The sequence below is a fragment of the Stenotrophomonas sp. WED208 genome, from assembly GCF_040984485.1.
In the GTDB taxonomy this organism is placed as follows: domain Bacteria; phylum Pseudomonadota; class Gammaproteobacteria; order Xanthomonadales; family Xanthomonadaceae; genus Stenotrophomonas; species Stenotrophomonas riyadhensis.
Window position 1 is genome coordinate 1,503,256 of record NZ_JAZARB010000001.1, and the last position, 21,591, is coordinate 1,524,846.

19 protein-coding genes and 2 tRNA genes are annotated in these 21,591 nt (G+C 66.1%); 11 read left to right on the forward strand and 10 right to left on the reverse strand.

Features of this window, described 5'->3' with window-relative positions; all coding sequences use genetic code 11:
- Nucleotides 1-2 precede the first annotated feature (2 nt).
- A complete protein-coding gene (gene proB, locus VPH47_RS06625; RefSeq protein ID WP_110712916.1) occupies nucleotides 3-1,160 on the forward strand; it encodes a glutamate 5-kinase in 1,158 nt (385 codons plus the stop codon).
- The gene (locus VPH47_RS06630) at nucleotides 1,157-2,428 is read left to right on the forward strand and encodes a glutamate-5-semialdehyde dehydrogenase (RefSeq protein ID WP_368850358.1); all 1,272 of its coding nucleotides are present in this window, start codon (nucleotides 1,157-1,159) and stop codon (nucleotides 2,426-2,428) included. The genes proB and VPH47_RS06630 overlap by 4 nt, the downstream gene beginning before the upstream one ends.
- A gap of 138 nt (nucleotides 2,429-2,566) precedes the next feature.
- On the opposite strand, the gene pgaD is transcribed toward VPH47_RS06630, so the two are convergent.
- The 5 genes from pgaD to VPH47_RS06655 form a co-directional block, all read right to left on the reverse strand.
- Nucleotides 2,567-3,037, reverse strand: a complete 471-nt coding sequence (gene pgaD, locus VPH47_RS06635; protein WP_110712914.1) for a poly-beta-1,6-N-acetyl-D-glucosamine biosynthesis protein PgaD — start codon at nucleotides 3,035-3,037, stop codon at nucleotides 2,567-2,569.
- On the reverse strand, nucleotides 3,034-4,290 hold the full coding sequence (gene pgaC, locus VPH47_RS06640; protein ID WP_110712913.1) for a poly-beta-1,6-N-acetyl-D-glucosamine synthase: 1,257 nt from the start codon (nucleotides 4,288-4,290) through the stop codon (nucleotides 3,034-3,036). Before pgaC ends, pgaD begins: the two co-directional genes overlap by 4 nt.
- A 1-nt stretch (nucleotide 4,291) precedes the next feature.
- Entirely contained in the window at nucleotides 4,292-6,178 is a 1,887-nt protein-coding gene (gene pgaB / locus VPH47_RS06645; RefSeq protein ID WP_368850359.1) for a poly-beta-1,6-N-acetyl-D-glucosamine N-deacetylase PgaB, read from the reverse strand.
- A gap of 1 nt (nucleotide 6,179) precedes the next feature.
- Nucleotides 6,180-8,207 (reverse strand): poly-beta-1,6 N-acetyl-D-glucosamine export porin PgaA, encoded by a 2,028-nt coding sequence (gene pgaA, locus VPH47_RS06650; protein ID WP_368850360.1) that lies wholly within the window; start codon nucleotides 8,205-8,207, stop codon nucleotides 6,180-6,182.
- Nucleotides 8,208-8,547: 340 nt separating this feature from the next.
- A complete protein-coding gene (locus VPH47_RS06655; RefSeq protein ID WP_368850361.1) occupies nucleotides 8,548-9,753 on the reverse strand; it encodes a CynX/NimT family MFS transporter in 1,206 nt (401 codons plus the stop codon).
- A 324-nt stretch (nucleotides 9,754-10,077) separates the two neighbouring features.
- Here VPH47_RS06655 and VPH47_RS06660 point away from each other — a divergent pair, with 324 nt between their 5' ends.
- The 7 genes from VPH47_RS06660 to VPH47_RS06690 all read left to right on the forward strand — a co-directional run bounded on the left by VPH47_RS06660 (nucleotide 10,078) and on the right by VPH47_RS06690 (nucleotide 14,458).
- Nucleotides 10,078-10,500 (forward strand): PAAR domain-containing protein, encoded by a 423-nt coding sequence (locus VPH47_RS06660; protein WP_197611446.1) that lies wholly within the window; start codon nucleotides 10,078-10,080, stop codon nucleotides 10,498-10,500.
- Nucleotides 10,501-10,971, forward strand: coding sequence for a DUF4123 domain-containing protein (locus tag VPH47_RS06665; RefSeq protein ID WP_164161183.1), 471 nt, complete (start codon nucleotides 10,501-10,503; stop codon nucleotides 10,969-10,971).
- Nucleotides 10,971-11,306 (forward strand): hypothetical protein, encoded by a 336-nt coding sequence (locus tag VPH47_RS06670; protein WP_368850362.1) that lies wholly within the window; start codon nucleotides 10,971-10,973, stop codon nucleotides 11,304-11,306. The genes VPH47_RS06665 and VPH47_RS06670 overlap by 1 nt, the downstream gene beginning before the upstream one ends.
- 8 nt (nucleotides 11,307-11,314) lie before the next feature.
- Nucleotides 11,315-12,115: a Tox-REase-5 domain-containing protein gene (locus tag VPH47_RS06675; RefSeq protein ID WP_368850363.1), complete on the forward strand. Its 801-nt coding sequence runs from the start codon at nucleotides 11,315-11,317 to the stop codon at nucleotides 12,113-12,115.
- Nucleotides 12,112-12,861, forward strand: a complete 750-nt coding sequence (locus tag VPH47_RS06680; protein WP_368850364.1) for a hypothetical protein — start codon at nucleotides 12,112-12,114, stop codon at nucleotides 12,859-12,861. Before VPH47_RS06675 ends, VPH47_RS06680 begins: the two co-directional genes overlap by 4 nt.
- 11 nt (nucleotides 12,862-12,872) lie before the next feature.
- The gene (locus tag VPH47_RS06685; protein ID WP_368850365.1) at nucleotides 12,873-13,622 is read left to right on the forward strand and encodes a hypothetical protein; all 750 of its coding nucleotides are present in this window, start codon (nucleotides 12,873-12,875) and stop codon (nucleotides 13,620-13,622) included.
- 476 nt (nucleotides 13,623-14,098) lie between these two features.
- The gene (locus VPH47_RS06690) at nucleotides 14,099-14,458 is read left to right on the forward strand and encodes a hypothetical protein (RefSeq protein ID WP_368850366.1); all 360 of its coding nucleotides are present in this window, start codon (nucleotides 14,099-14,101) and stop codon (nucleotides 14,456-14,458) included.
- A 132-nt stretch (nucleotides 14,459-14,590) separates the two neighbouring features.
- Here the strand turns inward: VPH47_RS06690 and VPH47_RS06695 are convergent.
- From VPH47_RS06695 to VPH47_RS06715, 5 genes are all read right to left on the reverse strand, one after another.
- Nucleotides 14,591-14,667: transfer RNA gene (locus VPH47_RS06695), tRNA-Pro, on the reverse strand.
- 140 nt (nucleotides 14,668-14,807) lie between these two features.
- Nucleotides 14,808-14,884: transfer RNA gene (locus VPH47_RS06700), tRNA-Pro, on the reverse strand.
- A gap of 55 nt (nucleotides 14,885-14,939) precedes the next feature.
- Complete coding sequence (gene cydX / locus VPH47_RS06705; RefSeq protein WP_005410354.1) at nucleotides 14,940-15,056, reverse strand: cytochrome bd-I oxidase subunit CydX; 117 nt, start codon at nucleotides 15,054-15,056, stop codon at nucleotides 14,940-14,942.
- 54 nt (nucleotides 15,057-15,110) lie between these two features.
- Nucleotides 15,111-16,262 carry a cytochrome d ubiquinol oxidase subunit II gene (cydB, locus tag VPH47_RS06710; RefSeq protein ID WP_110712904.1) on the reverse strand — a complete coding sequence of 384 codons (1,152 nt, stop codon included), beginning with the start codon at nucleotides 16,260-16,262 and terminating at the stop codon, nucleotides 15,111-15,113.
- A 15-nt stretch (nucleotides 16,263-16,277) separates the two neighbouring features.
- Nucleotides 16,278-17,867 carry a cytochrome ubiquinol oxidase subunit I gene (locus tag VPH47_RS06715; RefSeq protein WP_071229725.1) on the reverse strand — a complete coding sequence of 530 codons (1,590 nt, stop codon included), beginning with the start codon at nucleotides 17,865-17,867 and terminating at the stop codon, nucleotides 16,278-16,280.
- A 228-nt stretch (nucleotides 17,868-18,095) separates the two neighbouring features.
- Here VPH47_RS06715 and cydD point away from each other — a divergent pair, with 228 nt between their 5' ends.
- Both cydD and cydC read left to right on the forward strand, forming a co-directional pair.
- Nucleotides 18,096-19,841, forward strand: a complete 1,746-nt coding sequence (gene cydD, locus VPH47_RS06720) for a thiol reductant ABC exporter subunit CydD (protein WP_368850367.1) — start codon at nucleotides 18,096-18,098, stop codon at nucleotides 19,839-19,841.
- Entirely contained in the window at nucleotides 19,838-21,511 is a 1,674-nt protein-coding gene (gene cydC / locus VPH47_RS06725; protein ID WP_368850368.1) for a thiol reductant ABC exporter subunit CydC, read from the forward strand. The genes cydD and cydC overlap by 4 nt, the downstream gene beginning before the upstream one ends.
- Nucleotides 21,512-21,591: the final 80 nt, after the last annotated feature.

A 21,591-nucleotide genomic window follows, 5' to 3' on the forward strand; every position in this document is an offset into this window, starting at 1 on the left:
TGATGACCCTGCACGCCGCCACCGTCGCCTCGCCGTTCCCCGAACAGGCGCTGCCGCCGTGGCGGCGTGCGGTGCTCAAGGTTGGCAGCAGCCTGTTGGCGGCCGATGGCGGCGGCCTGTCGCCACGCCACGCACTGGGCCTGGCACAGTTCGTCTCGGCCAACGTGCTGGCCGGACGCGAGGTGGTGATCGTGTCCTCGGGCGCGGTCGCCGCTGGCCGCGCGATTCTTCCCCGGGCTGATGAGCCCGGTGCGGCGATGGCGGCGCGGCAGGCGCTGGCTGCGCTCGGCCAGGCCCAGCTGATCGGGCTCTGGCAGCGCTTCTTCGAGCGCCCGGTGGCGCAGGTGCTGCTGACCCACGACGATCTGCGCAACCGCCGCCGCTACCTCAACGCACGTGCCACGCTCAATGAGTTGCTGCGGCTGGGCGCGTTGCCGGTGGTCAATGAGAACGACACCGTGTCGGTGGACGAACTCAAGCTCGGCGACAACGACAACCTGGCGGCAACCGTGGCTGCGCTGGTCGATGCCGATGCGCTGTTCATTGCCACCGACATCGACGGACTGTACAGCGCGGACCCGCGCACCGTGGCCGATGCGCGGCCGTTGCACGACGTGCCGGAACTGAGTGACGATGTGCTGGCGATGGCCGGTGGCGCAGGTTCGCGCGCCGGTACCGGCGGCATGCGGACCAAGCTTGAGGCGGCGGCCAAGGCGGGTCGTCTCGGCATCGAGACCTACCTTTTCAACGGCCGCAGCAGCGACGTGGTGCGTGCACTGGCGCAGGACCGCCTGTTCGGCACCCGCATCCACGCCGCGCGCAGCCGCGAGGCGGCCCGCAAGCACTGGCTGCGGCATGCACCGCTGACCGAAGGCGCGATCGTGATCGATGCCGGTGCGGCACAGGCCATGCGCGAGAAGGGTGCATCGCTGTTGCCCGGCGGCATCACCGGTGCGGAAGGCGCGTTCCGCCGTGGCGATATGGTGCAGGTGTGCTGGAATGCACCACAGGGCCGTGTCTGCATCGCCCGCGGCGTCAGCCAGTACGCCGCCGATGATGTGCGCCGGATCGCCGGTCGCCATTCGCGCGACATCGAGGCCGTGCTGGGCTACAACTACGGTGGCAGTGTCGTCCATCGCGACGATCTGGTACTGCCATGACCGGTTTGAAGGACACCCCGATGAGCGAAATCGAAGCGCAGGCGCGTGCCTGCCGTGACGCGGCCCAGATCGTTGCCGACCTCGACAGTGCGGCCCGCCGCACGCTGCTGCTGGCCATGGCACAGGCATTGGAAGTGAATGCCGGGCTGATCCTGGCCGGCAATGCGCGTGACCTCGCCGCCGCGCGCGACAAGGGCGTTGGCACGGCCATGCTTGATCGCCTTGCGTTGGACCCGGCGCGCCTGTTCGCGATGGCCGAAGCCGTGCGTGAGGTCGCTGCGCTGCCCGATCCGGTCGGCCAGGTCACCCGCGACGATGTGCGTCCAAACGGCATCCGTGTGCAGAAGGTGCGCGTTCCGCTGGGGGTGATCGCGATGATCTACGAAGCCCGCCCGAATGTGACCGCCGAAGCGGCCGCCCTGTGCCTGAAGGCCGGCAATGGCGTGATCCTGCGCGGAGGCTCCGAGGCGATCCACTCCAACACCGCCATCGCCCAAGCGTTGTCCGGCGCATTGAAGGCCAACGGCGTACCGCCGGCGGCGGTGACCGTGCTGACCGACCTGCGCCGCGAAGCGATGCTGGAACTGCTGCAGCTGCATGAGCTGATCGATCTGGCGATTCCGCGAGGCGGCGAAGGCCTGATCCGCTTCGTTGCCGAGCATGCGCGGGTGCCGATGATCAAGCACTACAAGGGCGTCTGCCACCTGTTCGTGGATGCCAGTGCCGACCTCGGCAAGGCCATTGACCTGCTGGTGGATGGTAAATGCAGCCGCCCTGCAGCCTGCAACTCGCTGGAGACGCTGCTGGTACACCACGACGTGGCCAAATCGTTCCTGCCGCGCGTGGCGCAGGCGCTAGGCGAGCGGGGTGTGCAGCTGCGCGCCGATGCACTGGCGCAACCGCTGCTGCCGGGCAGCACCGCCGCCACCGAAGACGACTATGCCGCCGAGTTCCTCGATCTGGTGCTGGCGGTGCGCGTGGTCGACGACCTCGATGCGGCTATCGCGCACATCCGCACCTATACCTCCGACCACACCGAAGTGATCGCCACCGAAGACGCCGGCCATGCCGAGCGCTTCGTCAACGCACTGCGCTCGGCGGTGGTGATGGTCAATGCGTCCTCGCGTTTCTCCGACGGCGGCCAGCTGGGCCTGGGCAGCGAGATCGGCATCTCCACCACGCGCCTGCACGCGTATGGCCCGATGGGGCTGGAGGCACTCACCGTCGAGCGCTTCGTTGTGCGCGGCGAAGGGCAGACCCGCAAGTAGAGCCACGCCATGCGTGGATGCTCTTCGCGGTAGACCCCGGTGCCGACCAAGGTCGGCACCCACCAGGCCCAAGCGCCGACCAAGGTCGGCATCTACCAAAGCAAGTGCCGACCAAGGTCGGCACCCAGGGCAATCGAGTTACACCACTTCCCGGCGGATGCCGATCGGCCGCGCATGATCGTCCATGTGCAGCGTGGCGGCCTTGCAGCCCAGCAGGCGCTCGGCAAGGCCGGTGCTGGCACCCAGATCGGCCGCGACTTCATTGAGGCTGGCCAGTGGTCGCGGCAGGCGTCGCTCGTGGCCACGGAAGCGCGCGCGGTTGTATTCGGCCCAGCCGATCAGCAGCACGCTGGCACATAACAGCATCAGCGGCAGTGCCACCAGCACATAGGGATCGAACTGGCTTTGCCGTTCGTACAGCTGCCGCCAGGCCAGCTGGCCGCCGATCAGCCACGAGAGCAGGGTGACCAAGGGCGCCCACAGGTAGAAGTAGAAGCCCCAGAACGCCAGCGTGACGAACCCCCAGGCAGTGCGCTGGAAGCGCGGTTGATGGTGTGGCTTGCGGATCATCCGCGAGTCGAAGCGGTTGGACGGGTGTTGTGCGTTCATCGGATACCCCGATCAGGACTGGTCCAGGTGGCGCGCTTGCTGCGACGACGCAGCAGGGTCTTGGGAAGCGCCACCAGGGTGGTGGAAAGGCTGATCAGCCAGTACGCCATCGGGTACCAGATGACCCAGAAGTAGTTGCGTCCAATCTGTGTTTCGTAACGCCGGTCGATGATCAGGCTGCTGGCGAACTGCAGCAGGCAGACCATCGCCAGGATCACGCCATGCCACTCCGGCAGCAGGCTGGCGATATGCAGCTGTGGCGGCAGCTCGATGAACTTGCCCAGCGCCCACAGCAGCACGATGAACAGCATGGTGTAGGCCCAGATCACGCTCAGCACGTACTCCAGCAGCACGCCCCACATGCGCCGCTCCTTCCAGTGCAGCAGCGAGCGCGCATGGCGCAGCATCACCTCCACGCCGCCCTGCGCCCAACGCAGTCGCTGCCGCCACAGTCCCTTCAGCGTTTCCGGCATCAGGATGAAGCACAGTGCGTTGGGCTCGTAGCGGATGTCCCAGTGCGCGCGCTGCAAGCGCCAGCTGATGTCGATGTCCTCGGTCACCATGTCATCGGACCACCAGCCGACCTGGTGCAGGGCGGTGCGTCGGAAGCCGGCGATCACCCCGGAGATGGTGAAGATGCGTCCATACACGCGCTGCGCGCGCTTGATCATGCCGATGATCGAGGAAAACTCGGCCACCTGCAGGCGACCGAGCAGGGTGGAGCGGTTGCGGATGCGCGGGTTGCCGGTGACGGCACCGACCCGGTTGCCGCTGACCAGATGCCAGATCATCCAGTGCAGCGCGTGTTCTTCCAGCATCGCGTCGCCGTCAATGCACACCAGGTACTCCGAGCGCGCCGCCAGTGCGCCCATGCGCAGGGCGTTGGCCTTGCCCAGGTTGCGGTCCAGGTGCAGCACGCGAAGCCGCGGATGCTTCGCAGCGAGCGCATCCAGCCTCGCGCCGGTGTCATCGCTGCTGCCGTCATCAATGGCGATCACTTCATAGTCGGCCGGGTAGCGCTGCGCCAGTGCCGCGCCGAGCGTGTCGTCGAGGTTCGCGGACTCGTTGTGGCAGGGAATCAGCAGGCTGGCGAAGGGAGGATCGACCATCAGCGGCGGATCGTTGCGCGGTCGAGAGTGGCGCTCGCGCCGGAAGTAGTAATACAGCCCGCCGGACATCCAGAAGAACGCCATCACCATCGGGTAGTAGAAGGCGAACTGGAACAGGACCTGCAGCAACGGATGCATGTCCATGTCACTTCTCCGGGTACGGGAAGTTGCCGGCGGACATTGCCGCGCGGGCATCACGGGTGGAGGGCTGGTCGGCGATAAAATCGTCCGGGTACCAGGCGAAGTGGTGCACACCCTGCGCCTGCAGCTGGCGGATCTGCGCACGCAGGCGCTCGGCGGGAATCGGCTGTCCGCTGCGCCAATCGACGGTCTGCAGCTCGAACAGCGTGTGCTGCAGTTGCCGGTCGTGCACGCGCACTGCGGCCAGCAGCTGGTCGAGCCAGCGTTCGGGGTGCTTGCTGCCTTCCATCCACGGCATCGCCATCAGTGCGGTCTGGTCGTAGGCCTTGTTGAACAGGTCCAGGCGCTGCGCGAACCAGGCCTCGCTCTGTGGACGCAGCACCGGCTCGGCATACAGGTTGCGCACCGTGGCCAGCTTCGGTCGCCAGCGCTGCGCGCTGTCACGCAGTGCCAGGGTGAAGTCGATCAATGCCTGCGTGCGGGCGCTGCCACCATCGCCGGCCGCCAGCCTGGGCAACTCGGTGTCGCGCAGGTAGCCATCGTCATGGAACAGCAGGCCCTCGAAGTACGAGTTGACCGCCAGGTCCTCGTAGATGTCGAGCATGATCTGGCGCGCCTTCGGGTTGGTGAAGTCCAGCCGGTACATGCCATCTGCATCACCGTTGTGGATCGCCAACGCCTGGCGCTGCACCGGGTCGGGCAGCTCGAAGCCGAGCACGGGCAGCCACGCGTAGACCTTCACGCCCGCGCGGGATTTCAGCTGCCAGGCGACGCGGCTGAACAGGTCCGCCCGCATCGGCATGTGGCGGTTGGGGAAGTACAGCGCATCGGCAGTGTTGTTGCCGTCCGGATCCGCGAAGGCCTGCAGGTAGACGTGAGTCGGCGCGATGCGCTTGACCCGCTCGATCAATGCATCGAGATTGCGCGCCTGCTGCGCCGGATCGGGGTCATACACATCGTCCAGATCGATCTGCAGGGCGCGGATACCGTCGAGTGCGACATCACGGCGAAGTTCATAGGCCAGGCCTTCCACCGTCGGGTTGTCGCTCACCAGCAACCGCGCCAGTCCGTGCAGGTCGCTGGCCACCGGCGTGCTGCGACCCTCCAGGTCGAACGAGACCGGCATGCCCAGCTGCTCGGCGATGTCGTTGCTCAGCTGGTTGTACGCCGCATATGGCCAGACGATGGCGCGCGGGCGCACGCCCAGATGCTGCTGGATGCGCTGCACGCTGCGCGACAGGTCAGCACGCAGGCGCTGCTCGTACTGCGCCTCGCTTTCGTAGCTGTGCGTGGCCGGACTGTAGATGCGGGTGACCACCGCCGGCGTGGAATTGCCCTGCGGATTGGCGAGCACGCCGTGGTGCAGGTCATCGGTATGGCTGGCCACTTCGATCAGGCCGCTGTCGTGCATCTGCTTCAGCTGCGCCCATGTGACGAAGTCGTCATGCCCGAACGGGCGGTAGCCGTAATCGATGGTGCGCGCTGGCGCCATGTCGACGTAGTCGGTGATCACCGCCACCAGGGCCGGGTAGCGATAGGCCTGCAGCAGCGGAAAAGCCTTGTCGTAGACACTGCGCAGGCCATCATCGAAGGTCAGCAGCACCGGCTTGGGCGGCAGCGTGGCGCGGCCCTGCGAGGCCTCGATCAGCTGCGACAGCGATACCGGGTGGTAGCCATGTGCGCCCAGCCAGTCCAGGTGCGCGGCGAAGTTCTGCGTGCTCACCGCATAGGTATCGGCATCACCCTTGGCGGCCACCTGGTCGCGGATGTCGTGGTAGCTGAGGATCAGCAGGCCGTTGTCGATCGCATCAAGATGCAGGGGTTGCTGCGCGAACGCCGGCGGCACGCTGGCCAGCAGCAGGAGCACGATCAGTCGCAGGATGCGGGCCATGTCAGTCTCCCCAGCGCAATGCGGCTTCGAAGCCGATATGGCGTTCGCGATGGCCGTCGTAGACCGGCCGTGACCAGCGCACGCCGTACTCGAACACGCGGCCGGGGCCCAGTTGCCACTCATGCATGTAGGACACCGACGGCACCAGTGCACTGCCGAAACCGTCCTGCCAGTAATCACCCAGCGAGACAGTCAGCCGATGCCGGAAGTGGCGCTCGTAATGCCGCCACAGCTGCTGGTCGATGCGCAGGCCGATCTCGACCATGCGGTCGCGTTTCGGGTTGAAGTAGGGCGCATCGTCGCGGCTGCCGCGACTGGTGTAGGCACTGGCCAGGCCATCGATCAGCCAGCGGGGGCGGGTCAGCAGGCGCTGTTCCAGGCCGGTGCTGAACAGCTCGCGATGGTTGCCATCGTCGTAGCGGAAGCGGCTGGCGCCGAACATCCAGTGGGTGAGCTCGCTACGCCGGTAGTCCACCTGCGCGCTCACGCTGTCGGCGGTGATGCCGGCTGCGCGCGCCTGCATCGAGGCTTCCGGATCATTGCGCGCGGCCACCACGCCAGCATGCCAGTAGTCGTTGAACTGCCAGCCGACGCCGGCGCGCAGCCCGGTATCGCCGATGTGGTCGTTGGCGCGCAGCACCGCTGCTTCTGCATCCAGCCGCCCGAAGCGGTAACGCACGCCCGCACCGAGCCAGAGCGGATCGATGCGCTGGTCCTGGAAGTCGGTCGAGCGCCGGTCGGCGAGGGCGAACAACCGCCAGCGGTCGTCGAGGATCGGTGTTTCCACTTCCACGCCGTAGTGGCGATCGTTGTTGCCCAACGGTGAGGTGCCACCGCCACCGGAGCTGCGGCCGATGTCGGTCCAAGCCTTCAGCTGCCAGCCGCGATGCGCGCGCCAGGCCTGGTCCATGCGTTCGACCGCCGGTTGAGTGGGGTAGCGCGCGATCAGGTCATCGTGCAGCGGCCGTGCCAGGTCGTCGCGCTGCAGAGCAACGTAGGCCTCTTCCATGCCCAGTCGCGGTTCGATGTCACGCGGGTCCAGCGCGTGTGCCATCTGCTGGCGCTGCAGTGCCCTGCGTGGCCAGCCGCGCATCATGTACACGCTGCCCAACGCACTCTGCAGGCCGCCATTACCCGGTGCGATGTCGACCATCGATTCCAGATCGCGTTGTGCGGTCGGCAGGTCGCCGCTGTACGCGCGCACCATCGCCAGGTTGAGATCGGCCTCGTAGCGCGACCAGTTCGCATACGGTGACTTGCCGTTGCTCCAGCGCCACGCCGGCTCCTTGTCGCGCCATGCCTCCAGCAGGTCGATGGCCTTTTCCTGCTGCTCGCTTTCCAGGTAGGCGTAAGCCAGTTCCGAATGCGAGGCATCGCGTGTCGGGTCGCCGGCCACCGCGGCCTGCAGCACCGGAATGGCCTCCTCCGGGTGCAGGGTGCCCATCAACGAATCGCCCACGGCGGGCAGCACGTAGTCGGGCAGGGGGTGGCCTTCGGCCTGCAGTGCCCGGGCTTCCTCGCGGACCTGTGCATGGCGGCCCAGCCGGTTGAGCAGGATCAGGCGGTCCATGCGGATGCGCAGCGGAGCCTGTGCGGAGGGCGTACCTTCACCGCCGAAGTAGCGCTGCATGCGCGCCAGCGTCGATTCGGCCTCTTCCAGGCGGCTGTCCTCGCTGCTGCTGTAGGCCAGGCTCCAGACCACCAGCTTGGCCAGGTAGTCGCCTTCCAGGCGCTGCTTCTGTGCATCGTCGAACAGCTGAGGGCGCTGCTGGTACAGCTCCCAGGCGCGCCAGGCATTGCCGATGTCGCCCAGGGTCAGCACGCGCAGCTTGAACAGCAGGTCGTCGTTGGGCTGCTGCTGGCTGGCACGTTCGATCGCGCCCAGGGCATCCAGCCAACGCGCCTGGTCGCGGTAGCGGCCGATCTCGGTCAGGGCCGCCTCGCGGTCGGGCGGGGCGGCGCTGCTGGCCCAGGCCAGGGCGGTGCAGGCAAGGCCGACGCAGAACGCCAGCCGACGGTGGACAACCATTGGGGACCCCCTTGGCTTCCGAACCAGACAACCTGTAAAAGTGTGACGCACATCACATGCCAGCTTTTGGCGTGGCCGTGGCCCGCGTCACTCCCTTCGTGCATGCCGCCCGGAAGGGCGGGTACAACCCGGACAGCGACCTGCAATGTCTTGTCTGAAACGAGAGTCCCCCGCACACCGAGTGGTGGCCCGGGCGGCGATGCCGCCCCCATGCCCGATGCCGGCACGCGGCAAGGTTGGGCATTCGTGGGCACTATCCGCCCGGAATTGTCAGCCCGGCGTCAAAATGCGCGTGAAGGCTGATGAGGGAGGGTCGGGGCCGGCAGGCGGCCCCGGACGATCACCAGAGATCTTCCAGCTTGCGTGGCTTGCAGGCCACCCACGAGGCGCACAGCATCAGGGTGGCGCAGCCGAACAGGAAGCTGAACGGGAGAGTCCAGCCGTCGCTGACCGTGTGCAGCCAGCCGACCAGGAACGGGCCCAGACAGCTGAAGCTGTAACCCACGCCCTGCATGAAGCCGGACAGCGCTGCCGAGCCGGTGGGGGTGCGGGTGCGCAGGTTGATCAGGGTCAGCGCCAGCGGGAAGGTGGACGGGCCAACGCCGAGCAGGCAGGCCCACAGCAGTGGCGCCTTCATCGGTGCCAGCAGCAGCCCGGTGAAGGCGATCACGAACGAGAAGAAGCCGATCAGCACCAGCGGGAACGGGTTCTGCATGCGTACCGCCATCGATGGAATGACCAGCGACGGCAGCAGGCCCAGGGCCGAGAACACGGCCACCATCACGCCACCGAACGCGGGCGTGCCACCGGCCTCGACCACGATGCGCGGCAGCCAGGTGAACATCGAGTACGTCATCAGCGAGGTCATGCCGAACATCAGCGTCATGCTCCAGCCCAGCGACGTGCGCCAGACCTTGCCGTGCGGCTGCGCGGTTGGATCGGTGGCGTCGGCCTGCGGCTTCGGCGCGCGCTTGGCCAGCAGCAGCCACGGCAGCGTAGCGGCCAGCGCCAGCAGCGCCCACATGCCCAGCGACACGCGCCAGCCCGCGGCGTTGGCCACCGGCACCGCCAGCAGCGCCGGCAGCATCGTGCCCAGCTGCAGCACGCTGATGTAGAGCGTGCTCATGGTGCCGACCTTGTTGGCGAAATAGCGCTTCACCAGCGGCGGCACCACCACGTTGCCGATGCCCATGCCAGCCAGTGCCACCACTGAACCGAACAGCAGCGTGCCGACATTGCCGGCGCTGGAACGCAGCAGCAGGCCGGCCATTGCCATCACCATCGCCAGCAGCGTGGTGCGCTCCAGCCCGAGGCGCCGCGCCAGTGCCGGCGTGGCCACACCGAACAGCGCGAACGAGGCGGTCGGCAGCATGCCCAGCACGCCGGTCATGGTGGTGCCGAAACCGAACTGCTGGCCGAGCACGTCCAGCAGCGGGGTGATCGAGGTGACCGCGGTGCGCAGGTTGATCGCGGCCAGCAGGATCGCGGCGAACGCGAGGACGCGACCGTGCAGCAGCGACGGTGAATCGGAAGTGGAGGAACTCATCGGTGGTCCTTGCAGGTGTCGCACGCCGCGTCTTGGCATGCAGCGCCGCACCGGGCTGTGCCGGCGCGGTGGGTGGGGGAGGGCGCCATTGTACGTGGCTGGCGAGGTGAGGTTCTGTTGGCGCGATTTGTCGCGATCTGCATAGCCGGGTGAGGGCGGCCGGTGCGGCCTGGGTAGGCGCCGTGATCCAGCCAACCCCTTGCGTTGCGGACTCCTGCGCGCGTTTGGCCGCGGCAGGCACGCCGCGATGGACGCCGCATTGAAGTGCAGGGGGTGTGGGGCGTTGCTAGGTTCGGGCCACATCCATGGCCGAAGGATTGCAGGGTGGCAAGGACGTTGATTGTGGTGGGTGACGCAACCACGGGCGGTGGCAGGGTCATCACCGGCTCCCCGGTTACCGACATCGAGGGCATGGCCGTTGCGCGGGTGGGCGACAAAGCCACCTGCCCCAAGCACCAGCGCGTGACCACCATCGTCAGCGGCGACATCACGCTGACGTTTGAAGGCCAGCCCGTCGCGCGCCACGGCGACAGGCTCTCATGCGGCTGCTCGCTGATTGCCGGCAGGCAATCCCGGGTCTATGTGGACATGGGCGGGGGAGGCAGCGTGGCTGACGGCGTCAGCCACGTCGCTGCTGCTTCGGATCTGGCCCCGTTGCCCGTACTGCCGCAGGCCGGCAAGCCGCCCGTGTGCGAAGCATGCCTGCTGGCCGCCTCGCGCTCCGGCGCGACCTTCCTGGGGCGCTGAATGAACCGATACGTCATTGTCGATGCAGCGGCCTATGCCGACACGGCCAAGGCGCTGGCCTGGTACGCCCAGGACCTGCCGCACCGGCCCCTGTTGGCACGCCAGCCCGAGGCTGCGCATGCCAGCCTCGGGCCCTGGTTGATCCAGTTGCCCGCGCAGCACCAGACCCCGGTGGATGGATGGTTGCGCGCGCTGGAAATGAACAAGCCGGTCGTGGCCTGGCTCAGCAGCGAAGCTGGATTTGAAGCAGTGTTCCAGCACCTGGAAGCCTGCCTGGACCTGCGCCGCCCCAGCGGCAAGCTGGCGCTGCTGCGCTACTGGGATGGTCGCGTGTTCCTGCGCTTGCAGCGGGCCTTCACGCTGCAGCAGCGCAGGCAGCTGATGGGCCCGCTGCGGCAGTGGCGCTTCCAGATGCTGGGCCAGCACTACGCCCTGGAACGTGACGCGTTGTATGCAGCGGAGACCGGTTGATGTTTGAGATCAGCGAGGAACAGGAGGCCCTGCTGCGCCTGCCTGACCCCTCCACTTTTTTCCCGTTGTTGTGCCGGGAGATTCGCGAGGAGAACTCCGGCAGGGTCGGTCATCTGAGCGATGGCGCATTGATGGATGAGGTGGTGCGAAGCCATGACCATGCAGCCTATGTGCTGCGCATCACGCACCTTCCGGTGCTGGTGCGCTGGGTGAGGGCGGACGTGGCATGGGCGTGCGGTTTGCGGGCCGTCCCTGCGGTGGACCTGTGGATACGTAACGCGGAGCACCCGAATCTGGCGGCGGCGGATCTGTTGTCGAATCTGGCAGGGTACTAGGAGCAATCATGGGCACCAGAATCATCGGACCCCGGCCCTGGCTGGGGCCAGGCGTGGGAGGCGGTACCGGCACCGTCGACGAAGACGGCAACCCGGTGGATCCCTACGGCGGGCCGACCACCGGCGATGTGGTCGATGGCATCCGCGATGCCGTGTACGGAATCCAGCAGCGGGTGCGTGGTGAAGCCAAGCCCGATGCGCGCGCCGAGCCGACCGCCAAGGCGCGGGAGGTTGACTGCTCGCAGATGCCTGACGAGACCGCGTGCAACGAGTGCCTGCTGAAGGAGGGGTTCATCGGTCCGCCTCTCACCCCGCGCTATGTCACCCAAAGCAACCTGATCAATTACGAATATCAGTTGTACATCGCCAACCTGCGCTCGGCGCCGCTGCGCTTTGGTTTCATGGTCGCCGACATGGCGGATCCTGATCGGCGGCTATTCTCGGTGGATACGTTGTTTGACTACCTTGAGCGCGATGGGTTCTCACGCACCGTGCAGGAATGGCATTTCAACGCCTGCGAGTTTGATGGGTTCTGGTTGAAGGACTGCACGGTGGTGGAGGCGAAGGGGAGGTATGAGCAGTTTCTGGACGAGAACGGAAGGGGTAAGTACGGGTTCGTAGAAAGGAGAATATTTGAGCCCTGGGGCAATCAAATGATCAGGCAGCGCGCCGCCATAAGTATTGCTGAACCACAAGGGGGGCTAATGTGGTGCTTTATGCAGGCGCGGGCGATGGAAGCAGGGATCACCTTCGCCGGTCTCGATCCCGCTCTCTGCAAGTACGAACCCTATCCTGGAGAATTCGCTTGATTATTAGTGCTCAAGCTAATCTGCGAACGACGCCTGTTGGCAGGTCCGCTGAGGAGGTGCTGCGCTTGGCTGCGCAGGCGACCAAAGCTCTGGATCCACTCCATCCATCGCTCAGGAACTGGTTTGCACTGCCCTCGAGCCGCAAAGGCAAGTATGTTTCTCTCGATGAAACGGACACGCTCATAGAGCAGATGGGGCAGGATGTAGATGAAGCGCGTAGACGCTTCGGCGATTTTGAGGGGCTTGGGGCTTCACTGACCTTGGCAAACGTGAGCAACGACCGGGATTGGAGTAAGCCTGGCCTGATCGTATTCGGTTTAAATCCGACAACGGGATTCAACAAGTTTCGTCTCGATGGGATCGAGCCATTTGGAATGGATACCCCTGATCTCATGTTGAAGGCAATGGTCGAGCTGGTGAAGGTAGTAAGGCCCACCTTCGCGTGCGTTGATGTAAAGTCCAGAGCGCCCGAGAAAGGCCTTGTGACATATCAAATAGACCGACGCCTGTATCAACACCGGCAGTTCTTTGGTTGGATGGGCTTCGTGCCCGCGCAGATCACCCACGCGCAGATACGCGACGCGCATGCCGTTCACCCGGTCGATGGCATGGGCACGGTGATCGTCTCGGTGCCGGGCGTGTTTGATCCCACCGACGACGCGCAGGTGGAAAAAGTGCACCGCGTCGAAATGGATCTGGCCAGCTATGACCTGTTGCCGGTGACAGATCCCAACCTCAAGGGTTGAAGAACACGCATATGATCCTTGATGCTCAAATAAATCTACGCACATCGGCTGTCTCCCGTACACCGGAAGAAGTGCTGAGCAAGACCTTGGAGCTGACGGAAAGATTGGCCCGCCTGCACCCTTTGATGAAACGCTGGTATGCGTTGCCCTCGCGAAGAAAGGAAGCGTACATTGCCTTGGAAGATTCTGCTGCAATGCTGTACAGGATGGAGCGGGGTATCGAGAAGACGCGTAGGCGATTCGGGGGTTTTGAGGGGTTTGGCGCGTCACTGTTGCTGGCCAACGTAGACAATGACCGTGACTGGCGTGAGCCCGGAGTAGTTGTGCTCAGCCTGCGTCCCGGCCTTGGGGTGCATAGTTTAAGCATTGAAGGGCTTGAGCCCTTTGGAGAGGACATCTCCTCAATCATGCTTGACGCGATGATTGAATCGGTCAAGATCATCCAGCCGGAGTTCGCATGTACCGATGTCAAGGCAAGATCGCCTGAAGGCGAATTGATCTGCTACCAGTTGGACAGGCGCCTGTATGGGTATCGGGAGTTCTTCGGCTGGATGGGATTCGTTCCAGCTCAGGTTGACCATACACAGCTTCCGGACGCGCACGCTGTCCATGCCGTCGACGGCCTGGGCACGGTGATCGTCTCGGTTCCAGGCGTATTTGATCCCTGTGATGACACGCAGGTTGAGCGCGTTCATCGGCTCGAAAGGGATCTGGCCAGCCGCGACCTGTTGCCGGTGACCGATCCGCACTTCAAGGGCTGAGCACGGCCAGCCCTCACCCACACGCGAAGCGCTTCCGCCGCGCGCAGGGTGACGCAATCCGCACGACCCCCATCCTGCTGCAGGGCACAACGGCGCTTGCGGCTTAACACCTGCCGAGCCTTTACGCTCCCTTGGTTCTGGACGACTTCAGGCGCTGTGCAAGAATGTCGCGAATCGTACGAATTGTTGCAGTGGCGCGTTTGCCCATTGGCGCATCGTGCGTTGGCGTTTACACCTTCGCATGCCACCGGAAAAGGGTGGCCGGGACTGCAAAACCCGAGCTGACTTGTTGTATACGCTTGCCAGCCGGCGTCGCTTCGCGCGGCGCCGGCTGGCATTCCGTTCGCGTTCCATGGCGGGCGGTGCGTGGGGGTGTGCGCAAGCACATCCGCCCGAACTAAGTCAGCCGGGTTTTTGCAGCCACGTATCGCCCGCCGCTTTTCTGCGGCGGCATCACCGTGTTCCTTGCATGGAGAATGCCCATGAAGACCTCTGATGTTTCCGTCTCGCCGCCCGGCGTGGCATCGGCCAATGCCGATACCGCTGGCGAGCCCATCACCTTCGTCGCGCAGTTGCGCGGCATCGACAGCGGAGGCGCATCCGATGGACGGCCCTGGCCCGAACGCCAGCTCAATCCCGGCCGGTGCATGGCCCTGGCCGATGCCGATTGTGCATTGGCCGGGCTGCGCACCGTGCATGCCATTCTGCTGGCTGCCGAGCGGGCGCGACAGGACGGCGGGCCAGACCAGGATGTGGGCGACCGCGTGATCGAGGGCCTGATCCAGGCCAGTCGCGCGCTGGGCCTGTATGCCAGCCTTAACGTGCGGCCCTGCTGACTCCGGGCCGTGTGGCGGGGCAGGGCGGCTGCCTTGCCCCGTTGCAGCGCTTCACAGGCAGGGCCCCCAAGCGCCAGGCACAAAAAAACCCGGAGGACTGTCGTCTTCCAGGCTTCTTGGTGACCACCGAAGTGGTCGGGGAGACAGGATTCGAACCTGCGACCTCTACGTCCCGAACGTAGCGCTCTACCAGACTGAGCTACACCCCGAAGGGAGCCGCCTATTCTAGCGATTCACCCCGATGGCGGCAAGGGGTAAATGCTGTTTTCTTCACACTGCCGAAGCAGTGCCACTTCAGGGAACAAAAAAGCCTGGACGACTTCACCAGGCTTCAATGCGACCACATGAGTGGTCGGGGAGACAGGATTCGAACCTGCGACCTCTACGTCCCGAACGTAGCGCTCTACCAGACTGAGCTACACCCCGAAGGAGCCGCCTAAGATACCGTGTGAAGGCCAAGGCGGCAAGGTTTTTTTACAACTCAGCGACGATTTTCTTTCTCGATGCGGTTCTGCTCGCGGGCTTCGAACCACATGCCGTTGAGGATGGCCACCGTCGAGGCGAGGCCGGCACCGAGAATCCAGGCGAAATACCACATGATCAGTCTCCTTTGTCCAGCGGATGTGCCGACCCTGGGCCGGCACATCGGCACTCAGTAAGCGTTCGGGTTGTTGCCCATCTCTTCGGTGGTGGTCTTGCCCTTCAGCACGCGGTACACCCAGGTGGTGTAACCGATGATGATCGGCAGGAACACCGCCGTGGCCAGCAGCATGATCCACAGGGTCAGGTGGCTGGACGAGGCATCCCACACGGTCAGGCTGGAGGTGGGCTGGCTCGAGGACGGCAGCAGGAACGGGAAGATGGCGAAGCCGACGGTCAGGATGATGCCGGCGATGGCAGCTCCGGAGGCGATGAAGGCCAGGCCGCCGCGACGGGCACGCAGCAGCACCGCACTGGCCAGCAGGCCGGCCAGGCCGAGCAGCGGGGCCAGGATCGTGGCCGGCATCGCACTGTAGTTGCGCATCCAGCCACCGGCGGCGCCGAGTTCGGCGGTCTTCAGCAGCGGATTGGTGGCGCCATCGGTGACCACCTGCGAGGTGATCTGGTAACCCGGCAGGCCGAAGGCCACCCAGGCGCCACCGACGGCGAACAGCACGAAGGCGATGATCGCGGCGATGCTGCCGAAGCGGGCCGCACGCTCGGCCACCGGGCCATCGGTCTTCAGCACCAGCATGGCGGCACCGTGGGCGACCAGCATCGACACGCTGAGCAGGCCGGCCAGCAGCGCGAAGGGCATCAGCAGGCCGAAGAACGAGCCGGTGTAGAAGATGCGCATGCTGTCATCGAAGTGGAACGGCACGCCCAGCAGCACGTTGCCCACCGCCACGCCCATGATCAGTGCCGGGATGAAGCCACCGATGAACAGCGCCCAGTCCCAGGTGTTGCGCCAGCGTTCGCTGGGCATCTTGCTGCGGAACTTGAAGCCGACCGGACGCAGGATCAGGGCGAACAGGATCACGAACATCGCCAGGTAGAACCCGGAGAAGCTGACCGCATACAGCGGCGGCCAGGCGGCGAAGATCGCACCGCCACCGAGCACCAGCCATACCTGGTTGCCTTCCCAGACCGGGCCGATGGTGTTGATCACCAGTCGGCGCTCGGCGTCGTTGCGGGCGACGAAGGGCAGCAGGGTGCCCACGCCCAGGTCGAAACCATCCATCACGGCGAAACCGATCAGCAGGATGCCGAGCAGCAGCCACCAGATCACGCGCAGCGTGGTGTAGTCCAGAAGAATGAAATCCATCTTGGTTCTCCTGCCTCAGGCCTGGCCGGCGGCCGGCGCCGAGGCATTGTGGGAAGCATGCGGCTGGGGCGACTGCAGCGACGGCAGCACCTCGTCCGGACCCTTGCGGATCGCCTTGAGCATCAGCTTGATCTCGACCACGATCAGCGCGGTGTAGATCGCGGTGAAGCCGGCAAGGGTCAGCACGATTTCATGCAGGGCCAGGCCCGACGCCGCATAGAAGGTCGGCAGCACGCCGTCGACCGCCCACGGCTGGCGACCGTATTCGGCCACGAACCAGCCACATTCGATCGCGATCCACGGTGCCGGCAGCGTCCACAGGGCCAGGCGCAGGAACCAGCGCTTGTCCTGGAAGTTGTTGCGGCAGGAGTAGTAGAAGGCCAGTGCGAAGAAGGCGATCAGGTAGAAGCCGAGGCCGGCCATCACGCGGAAGGTCCAGAACAGCGGCATCACGCGCGGCACGGTGTCCATCGCCGCCTGCGAGATTTCCTGCGGGGTGGCGTTGAGGATGTCATCGCGGTAGCGCTTGAGCAGCAGGCCATGGCCCAGGTCCTGCCAATGGCGGTCGAACATCTCGCGCGCTTCAACGTCGTTCTTGTTCGCACGCAGGCGTTCCAGCGCACCGTAGGCCAGCTGGCCGCCGCGCACGCGGTGTTCGGCGCGCTCGACCAGTTCCAGGATGCCCGGAATCGGCTGGTTCAACGAACGGGTGGCGATCAGTCCCATCAGGTACGGGATCTTCACCGCGTAGTCGTTCTGGTGGGTTTCCTGGTTCGGGATGCCGAAGGCGGTGAAGTCGGCCGGTGCACGCTCGGTCTCCCACATCGCTTCGATCGCGGCCAGCTTCATCTTCTGGTGTTCGCTGGCGGCGTAACCGCTCTCGTCACCCAGCACCACCACCGACAGCGACGACAGCAGGCCGAAGGCTGCGGCCACCGCGAACGAACGACGGGCCAGGTCCTTGTGCTTGTTGCGCAGCAGGAACAGGGCGCTGATCGCCATCACGAACACCGCACCGGTCACGTAACCAGCGCTGACGGTGTGCACGAACTTGGCCTGTGCCACCGGGTTGAACACCACGGCCATGAAGTCGACGACTTCCATGCGCATGGTTTCCGGGTTGAACACCGCACCGGTCGGGTTCTGCATCCAGCCGTTGGCGATCAGGATCCAGATGGCCGACAGGTTGGTGCCCAGCGCCATCAGCCAGGTCACCATCAGGTGCTTGACCTTGGTCAGGCGGTTCCAGCCGAAGAAGAACAGGCCGACGAAGGTGGCTTCCAGGAAGAACGCCATCAGGCCTTCGATGGCCAGCGGCGCACCGAAGATGTCACCCACGTAGTGGCTGTAGTAGGACCAGTTCATGCCGAACTGGAACTCCATGACGATGCCGGTGGCGACGCCCATGGCGAAGTTGATGCCGAACAGGACGCCCCAGAACAGGGTCATCCTGCGCCAGATCTCCTTGCCGGTCATCACGTACACGCTCTCCATGATGGCCACCATGAAGGACAGGCCGAGGGTGAGCGGTACGAATAGGAAGTGGTACATCGCGGTCAGCGCGAATTGCAGCCGCGACAGTTCTACGACTGTCTGATCAATCATGGCCTGGCTACCTCGTTGGATAGTGCCGTTGCAGGTGGCGGGAAGGGTGGTCTACGACGTGAATGATGTGACCGACTACTTCAAACAGCCTTGATCCAGATCAATGTATGAACAGGTGTGCGAAGGGATCGTATGCGAACCTGATGAAGACTGCGACCGCCGGCCGCAGGGGCGGGCTATTGCCTGCGCCTACAATGCCGTGTCTCCCCCGTTGCCCGTGAAGACCTCTTGAGCGCTGCCGAAACGACCCCTGACGGCCTGTCCCCGGAAGCTGAAACCGCCCGCCAGCGGCGTGTCCGCACGGCCTGGCTGGCCGATCTGGCACGCTCCGCCCGGGGCCGCCAGCGTCTGGCCGCGCTGTGCATCAGCCTGTCCGGCGCACTGTTGATCGGCCAGGCTGCCGCCATCGCCTGGCTGGTGCAGCAGGTGCTGGTGGAGCGCGCGCCGCTGGCATCGGGCCTACCGGTGCTGGCGGGACTGGCGGTGATCCTGGTGCTGCGCACCCTGCTGGGCAGCGCCACCCAGGCCGCCGCCGGTGACGTGGCCGACGCCGCACGCCTGGCATTGCGCGAACGCGTGTTCGCACGCCTGCTGGGCCACGGCCCACTGTGGCTGCGGCAGCGCCGCACCGGCGAACTGGGCGAACTGATGCTGCATCACGGCGATGCGATCGAGAGCTATTACAGCGGCTTCCTGCCGGTGCGCACTGAAGTGGTGGTGGTGCCGCTGCTGATCCTGGCCGCGGTCGCCTGGGTCGACTGGGTGGTGGCGCTGATCCTGCTGTTCACCGCGCCGCTGGTGCCGTTCTTCATGATGCTGGTGGGCTGGGGCGCTGAAGCGGCCGGGCGCGCACAGCTGGGTGAGCTGGCGCGCATGAGCGGCCATTTCGCCGACCGGATCAAGGGCCTGGGCCTGCTGCGCCTGTATGGCCGCGGTGACGCCGAGTTGGAGGGTATTGAGGCGGCCGCCGAAGGCGTGCGCGTGCGTACGCTGAAGGTGCTGCGGATCGCGTTCCTGTCGTCCACGGTGCTGGAATTCTTCGCCTCGGTGAGCGTGGCGATGGTCGCGCTGTACCTGGGCCTGAGCTATCTGGGCATGATGTCGCTGCATGCAGCGGTGCCGACACTGGGTGCGGGGCTGTTCTGCCTGCTGCTGGCACCGGAATTCTATGCGCCGCTGCGACGGCTGGCCGCGCACTACCATGATCGCGCCAATGCACTGGCCGCCGCCGCCGAAGTGGAGCGCCTGCTGCAGTCGCTGCCCGATGAGCAGGGCCTGATCGAGAACGAGGTTGCACCGCTGGCGGTAGAGCCGGCCGAGGCCGCCTTGCCGCCGCTGCAGGCACAAGGGCTGGTGCTGCGCCCGTTGGGCGCGCCGCAGGATGTGCTGCAGGATCTGGACCTGCTGCTGGAGCCGGGCCAGCGCCTGGCCCTGGTCGGTCCCAGCGGATCGGGCAAAAGCACGCTGCTGGAGGCGCTGGCCGGTTGGTTGCCACCGCGCGCCGGCAAGCTGCAGTTGCGGCCCGGCGTGCAGGTGGCTTATGCCAGCCAGCGACCGTACCTGTTCCACGGCAGCATCGCCGACAACCTGCGCCTGGCTGATCCCGGTGCCAGCGATGCGCGGCTGCGCGCGGTGGCCGAGGCCTCGCAGGTCCTGCAGTTTGCCCAGCGCCTGCCGCAGGGGCTGGACACGGTGATCGGTGAACGCGGCTTCGGCCTGTCCGGTGGCGAAGCACGCCGCATCGGCCTGGCCCGCCTGTTGCTGCGCGATCCGCAGGTGCTGCTGCTGGACGAACCCACCGCGTTCCTCGATGCCGATACCGAAGCGGCGCTGCTGCGCAGCCTGGCCGCCTATGCACGTGGCCGCAGCGTGGTGGTCGCCACCCACAGCCCCGCGGTGATCGCGTGGGCTGACCGTTGCCTGCTGTTGCCGGAAGGCCGCTTGGTGGAACCGGCACAGGCGGTGCGCGCATGAGCCGTTCGCCTGATTCGCTGCGCGCGGTGTTCCTGCGCCACCGGCCGCGCCTGTTGCTGACCATGCTGCTGCTGTGGACCACGATGCTGGCCGGCACGGCGCTGCTCGGCCTGTCCGGTGGGTTCCTCACGGCGGCTGCGCTGGCCGGTGCGGCCGGCCTCGGCCAGGGCTTCAATTTCTTCTCACCCTCGGCCGGCATCCGTGGCCTGACCATGGCGCGCATCGTGTCGCGCTACTTCGAAAAGCTGGTCGGCCACGATGCCACCCTGCGCATCGCCCGCGACCTGCGCGTGTGGTTCTTCCGCCGCGCGCTGCCACTGGCACCGGCGCGGCTGGGGGCCACGCGTACCGGCGAGTTGCTGGCGCGCCTGCTGGGAGACATCGGCGAAGTGGATGGACTGCTGGTGCGTGCGATCGGGCCGCTGGTGGCGCTGGGTGCGCTGTCACTGGTGGCGGTCGCCTCGGCAGCGCTGATCCTGCCCTCGGCAGCGGTACTGCTGGCGGTGCTGGCGCTGCTGATCGCCTTCGGTGTGCCCTGGCTGGGCGTGCGTGGCCATGACGACGAAGAGGCCGATCGTGCCGCGCACCGCGCTGCGTTGCGCACCGCTGCATTCGAAGGGCTGGAAGGGGCCGGTGATCTGGCTGCGCTGCATGCCGATGCGGCCTGGCAGCTGAAGGTGCGTGTGGCCGCCAAGCAGCTGGCCTCGCGGGATCGTCGTCGGCGCTGGCGCCTGATCGCGGCCTCGACCCTGCATGGCCTGGTCGCCGGGCTGGGCCTGGTGGCGATGCTGGCATTGGCCCTGCATGCGGCCGAACAGCAGCGCATCGCGCCGGAGATGGCCGCGGGCCTGGTGTTCCTGACCGTGGCGTTGATCGAGCTGTGGGCCGGCATGGGCCTGGCCTGGCAGTCGCTGCAGTCCGGGCGCATTGCCGCCGATCGGTTGCAGGCCATCGTCGAGCAACCGCCGACGGTGGAGGACCCGCAGGTGCCGCAGGCAGTGCCGCAGGCCGCGCGCGTGCACTGGGATGACCTGCACTTCCAGTGGCCCGGTGCGGCGCGGCCGGTGTTGTCCGGCCTGCAGCTGACCCTGGCGCCGGGCGAGCGTATCGCGATTCGCGGCGACAGCGGCAGTGGCAAGACCACGCTGTCGAGCCTGCTGCTGCGGCTATGGGATCCGCAGCAGGGACGGCTGACCTACGGTGGCCGCGACCTGCGTGATTTCGCCCAGGCCGACTGGCACCGGCAACTGGCGTGGCTGCCGCAGAACGCGCCGGTGTTTGCCGGCAGCGTGGCCGAGAACCTGCGATTGGGTGATCCCGACGCCAGTGACGCCGCGTTGTGGGCGGTGTTGCGTCGCGTGCGCCTGGGCGACTGGGCCGAGCGCAACGGTGGCCTGCAGACCTGGGTGGGCGAGAACGGCGCGACGATGTCGGCCGGCCAGGCACGACGTCTGGCGCTGGCGCGCGCGCTGCTGCGCAATGCGCCGATCCTGCTGCTGGACGAACCGACCGAAGGCCTCGACGTGGATACCGCGCGCGCGCTGCTGCAGGATCTTTCCGGATTGCTGGACGGGCGCAGCCTGCTGATGATCACCCACGACGACCTGCCCGACGGCGTGGTCGATGCGCAGTACCGGTTGCGTGATGGCGTGTTGGAGCGCGAAGGGTGAAAACATCTCGGTAGTGCCGGCCGCTGGCCGGCAACCACGCATCCGCGTCGAACATCACGACGTTGCCGGCCAGCGGCCGG

Excerpts from the sequence above, each read along its gene's own strand:
- proB (WP_110712916.1), top strand. The coding sequence starts at position 3 with ATGACCCTGCACGCCGCCACCGTCGCCTCGCCGTTCCCCGAACAGGCG.
- VPH47_RS06630 (WP_368850358.1), top strand. The coding sequence starts at position 1,157 with ATGACCGGTTTGAAGGACACCCCGATGAGCGAAATCGAAGCGCAGGCG.
- pgaD (WP_110712914.1), bottom strand. The coding sequence starts at position 3,037 with ATGAACGCACAACACCCGTCCAACCGCTTCGACTCGCGGATGATCCGC.
- pgaC (WP_110712913.1), bottom strand. The coding sequence starts at position 4,290 with ATGGACATGCATCCGTTGCTGCAGGTCCTGTTCCAGTTCGCCTTCTAC.
- pgaB (WP_368850359.1), bottom strand. The coding sequence starts at position 6,178 with ATGGCCCGCATCCTGCGACTGATCGTGCTCCTGCTGCTGGCCAGCGTG.
- pgaA (WP_368850360.1), bottom strand. The coding sequence starts at position 8,207 with ATGGTTGTCCACCGTCGGCTGGCGTTCTGCGTCGGCCTTGCCTGCACC.
- VPH47_RS06655 (WP_368850361.1), bottom strand. The coding sequence starts at position 9,753 with ATGAGTTCCTCCACTTCCGATTCACCGTCGCTGCTGCACGGTCGCGTC.
- VPH47_RS06665 (WP_164161183.1), top strand. The coding sequence starts at position 10,501 with ATGAACCGATACGTCATTGTCGATGCAGCGGCCTATGCCGACACGGCC.
- VPH47_RS06670 (WP_368850362.1), top strand. The coding sequence starts at position 10,971 with ATGTTTGAGATCAGCGAGGAACAGGAGGCCCTGCTGCGCCTGCCTGAC.
- VPH47_RS06675 (WP_368850363.1), top strand. The coding sequence starts at position 11,315 with ATGGGCACCAGAATCATCGGACCCCGGCCCTGGCTGGGGCCAGGCGTG.
- VPH47_RS06685 (WP_368850365.1), top strand. The coding sequence starts at position 12,873 with ATGATCCTTGATGCTCAAATAAATCTACGCACATCGGCTGTCTCCCGT.
- VPH47_RS06690 (WP_368850366.1), top strand. The coding sequence starts at position 14,099 with ATGCCCATGAAGACCTCTGATGTTTCCGTCTCGCCGCCCGGCGTGGCA.
- cydX (WP_005410354.1), bottom strand. The coding sequence starts at position 15,056 with ATGTGGTATTTCGCCTGGATTCTCGGTGCCGGCCTCGCCTCGACGGTG.
- cydB (WP_110712904.1), bottom strand. The coding sequence starts at position 16,262 with ATGGATTTCATTCTTCTGGACTACACCACGCTGCGCGTGATCTGGTGG.
- VPH47_RS06715 (WP_071229725.1), bottom strand. The coding sequence starts at position 17,867 with ATGATTGATCAGACAGTCGTAGAACTGTCGCGGCTGCAATTCGCGCTG.
- cydC (WP_368850368.1), top strand. The coding sequence starts at position 19,838 with ATGAGCCGTTCGCCTGATTCGCTGCGCGCGGTGTTCCTGCGCCACCGG.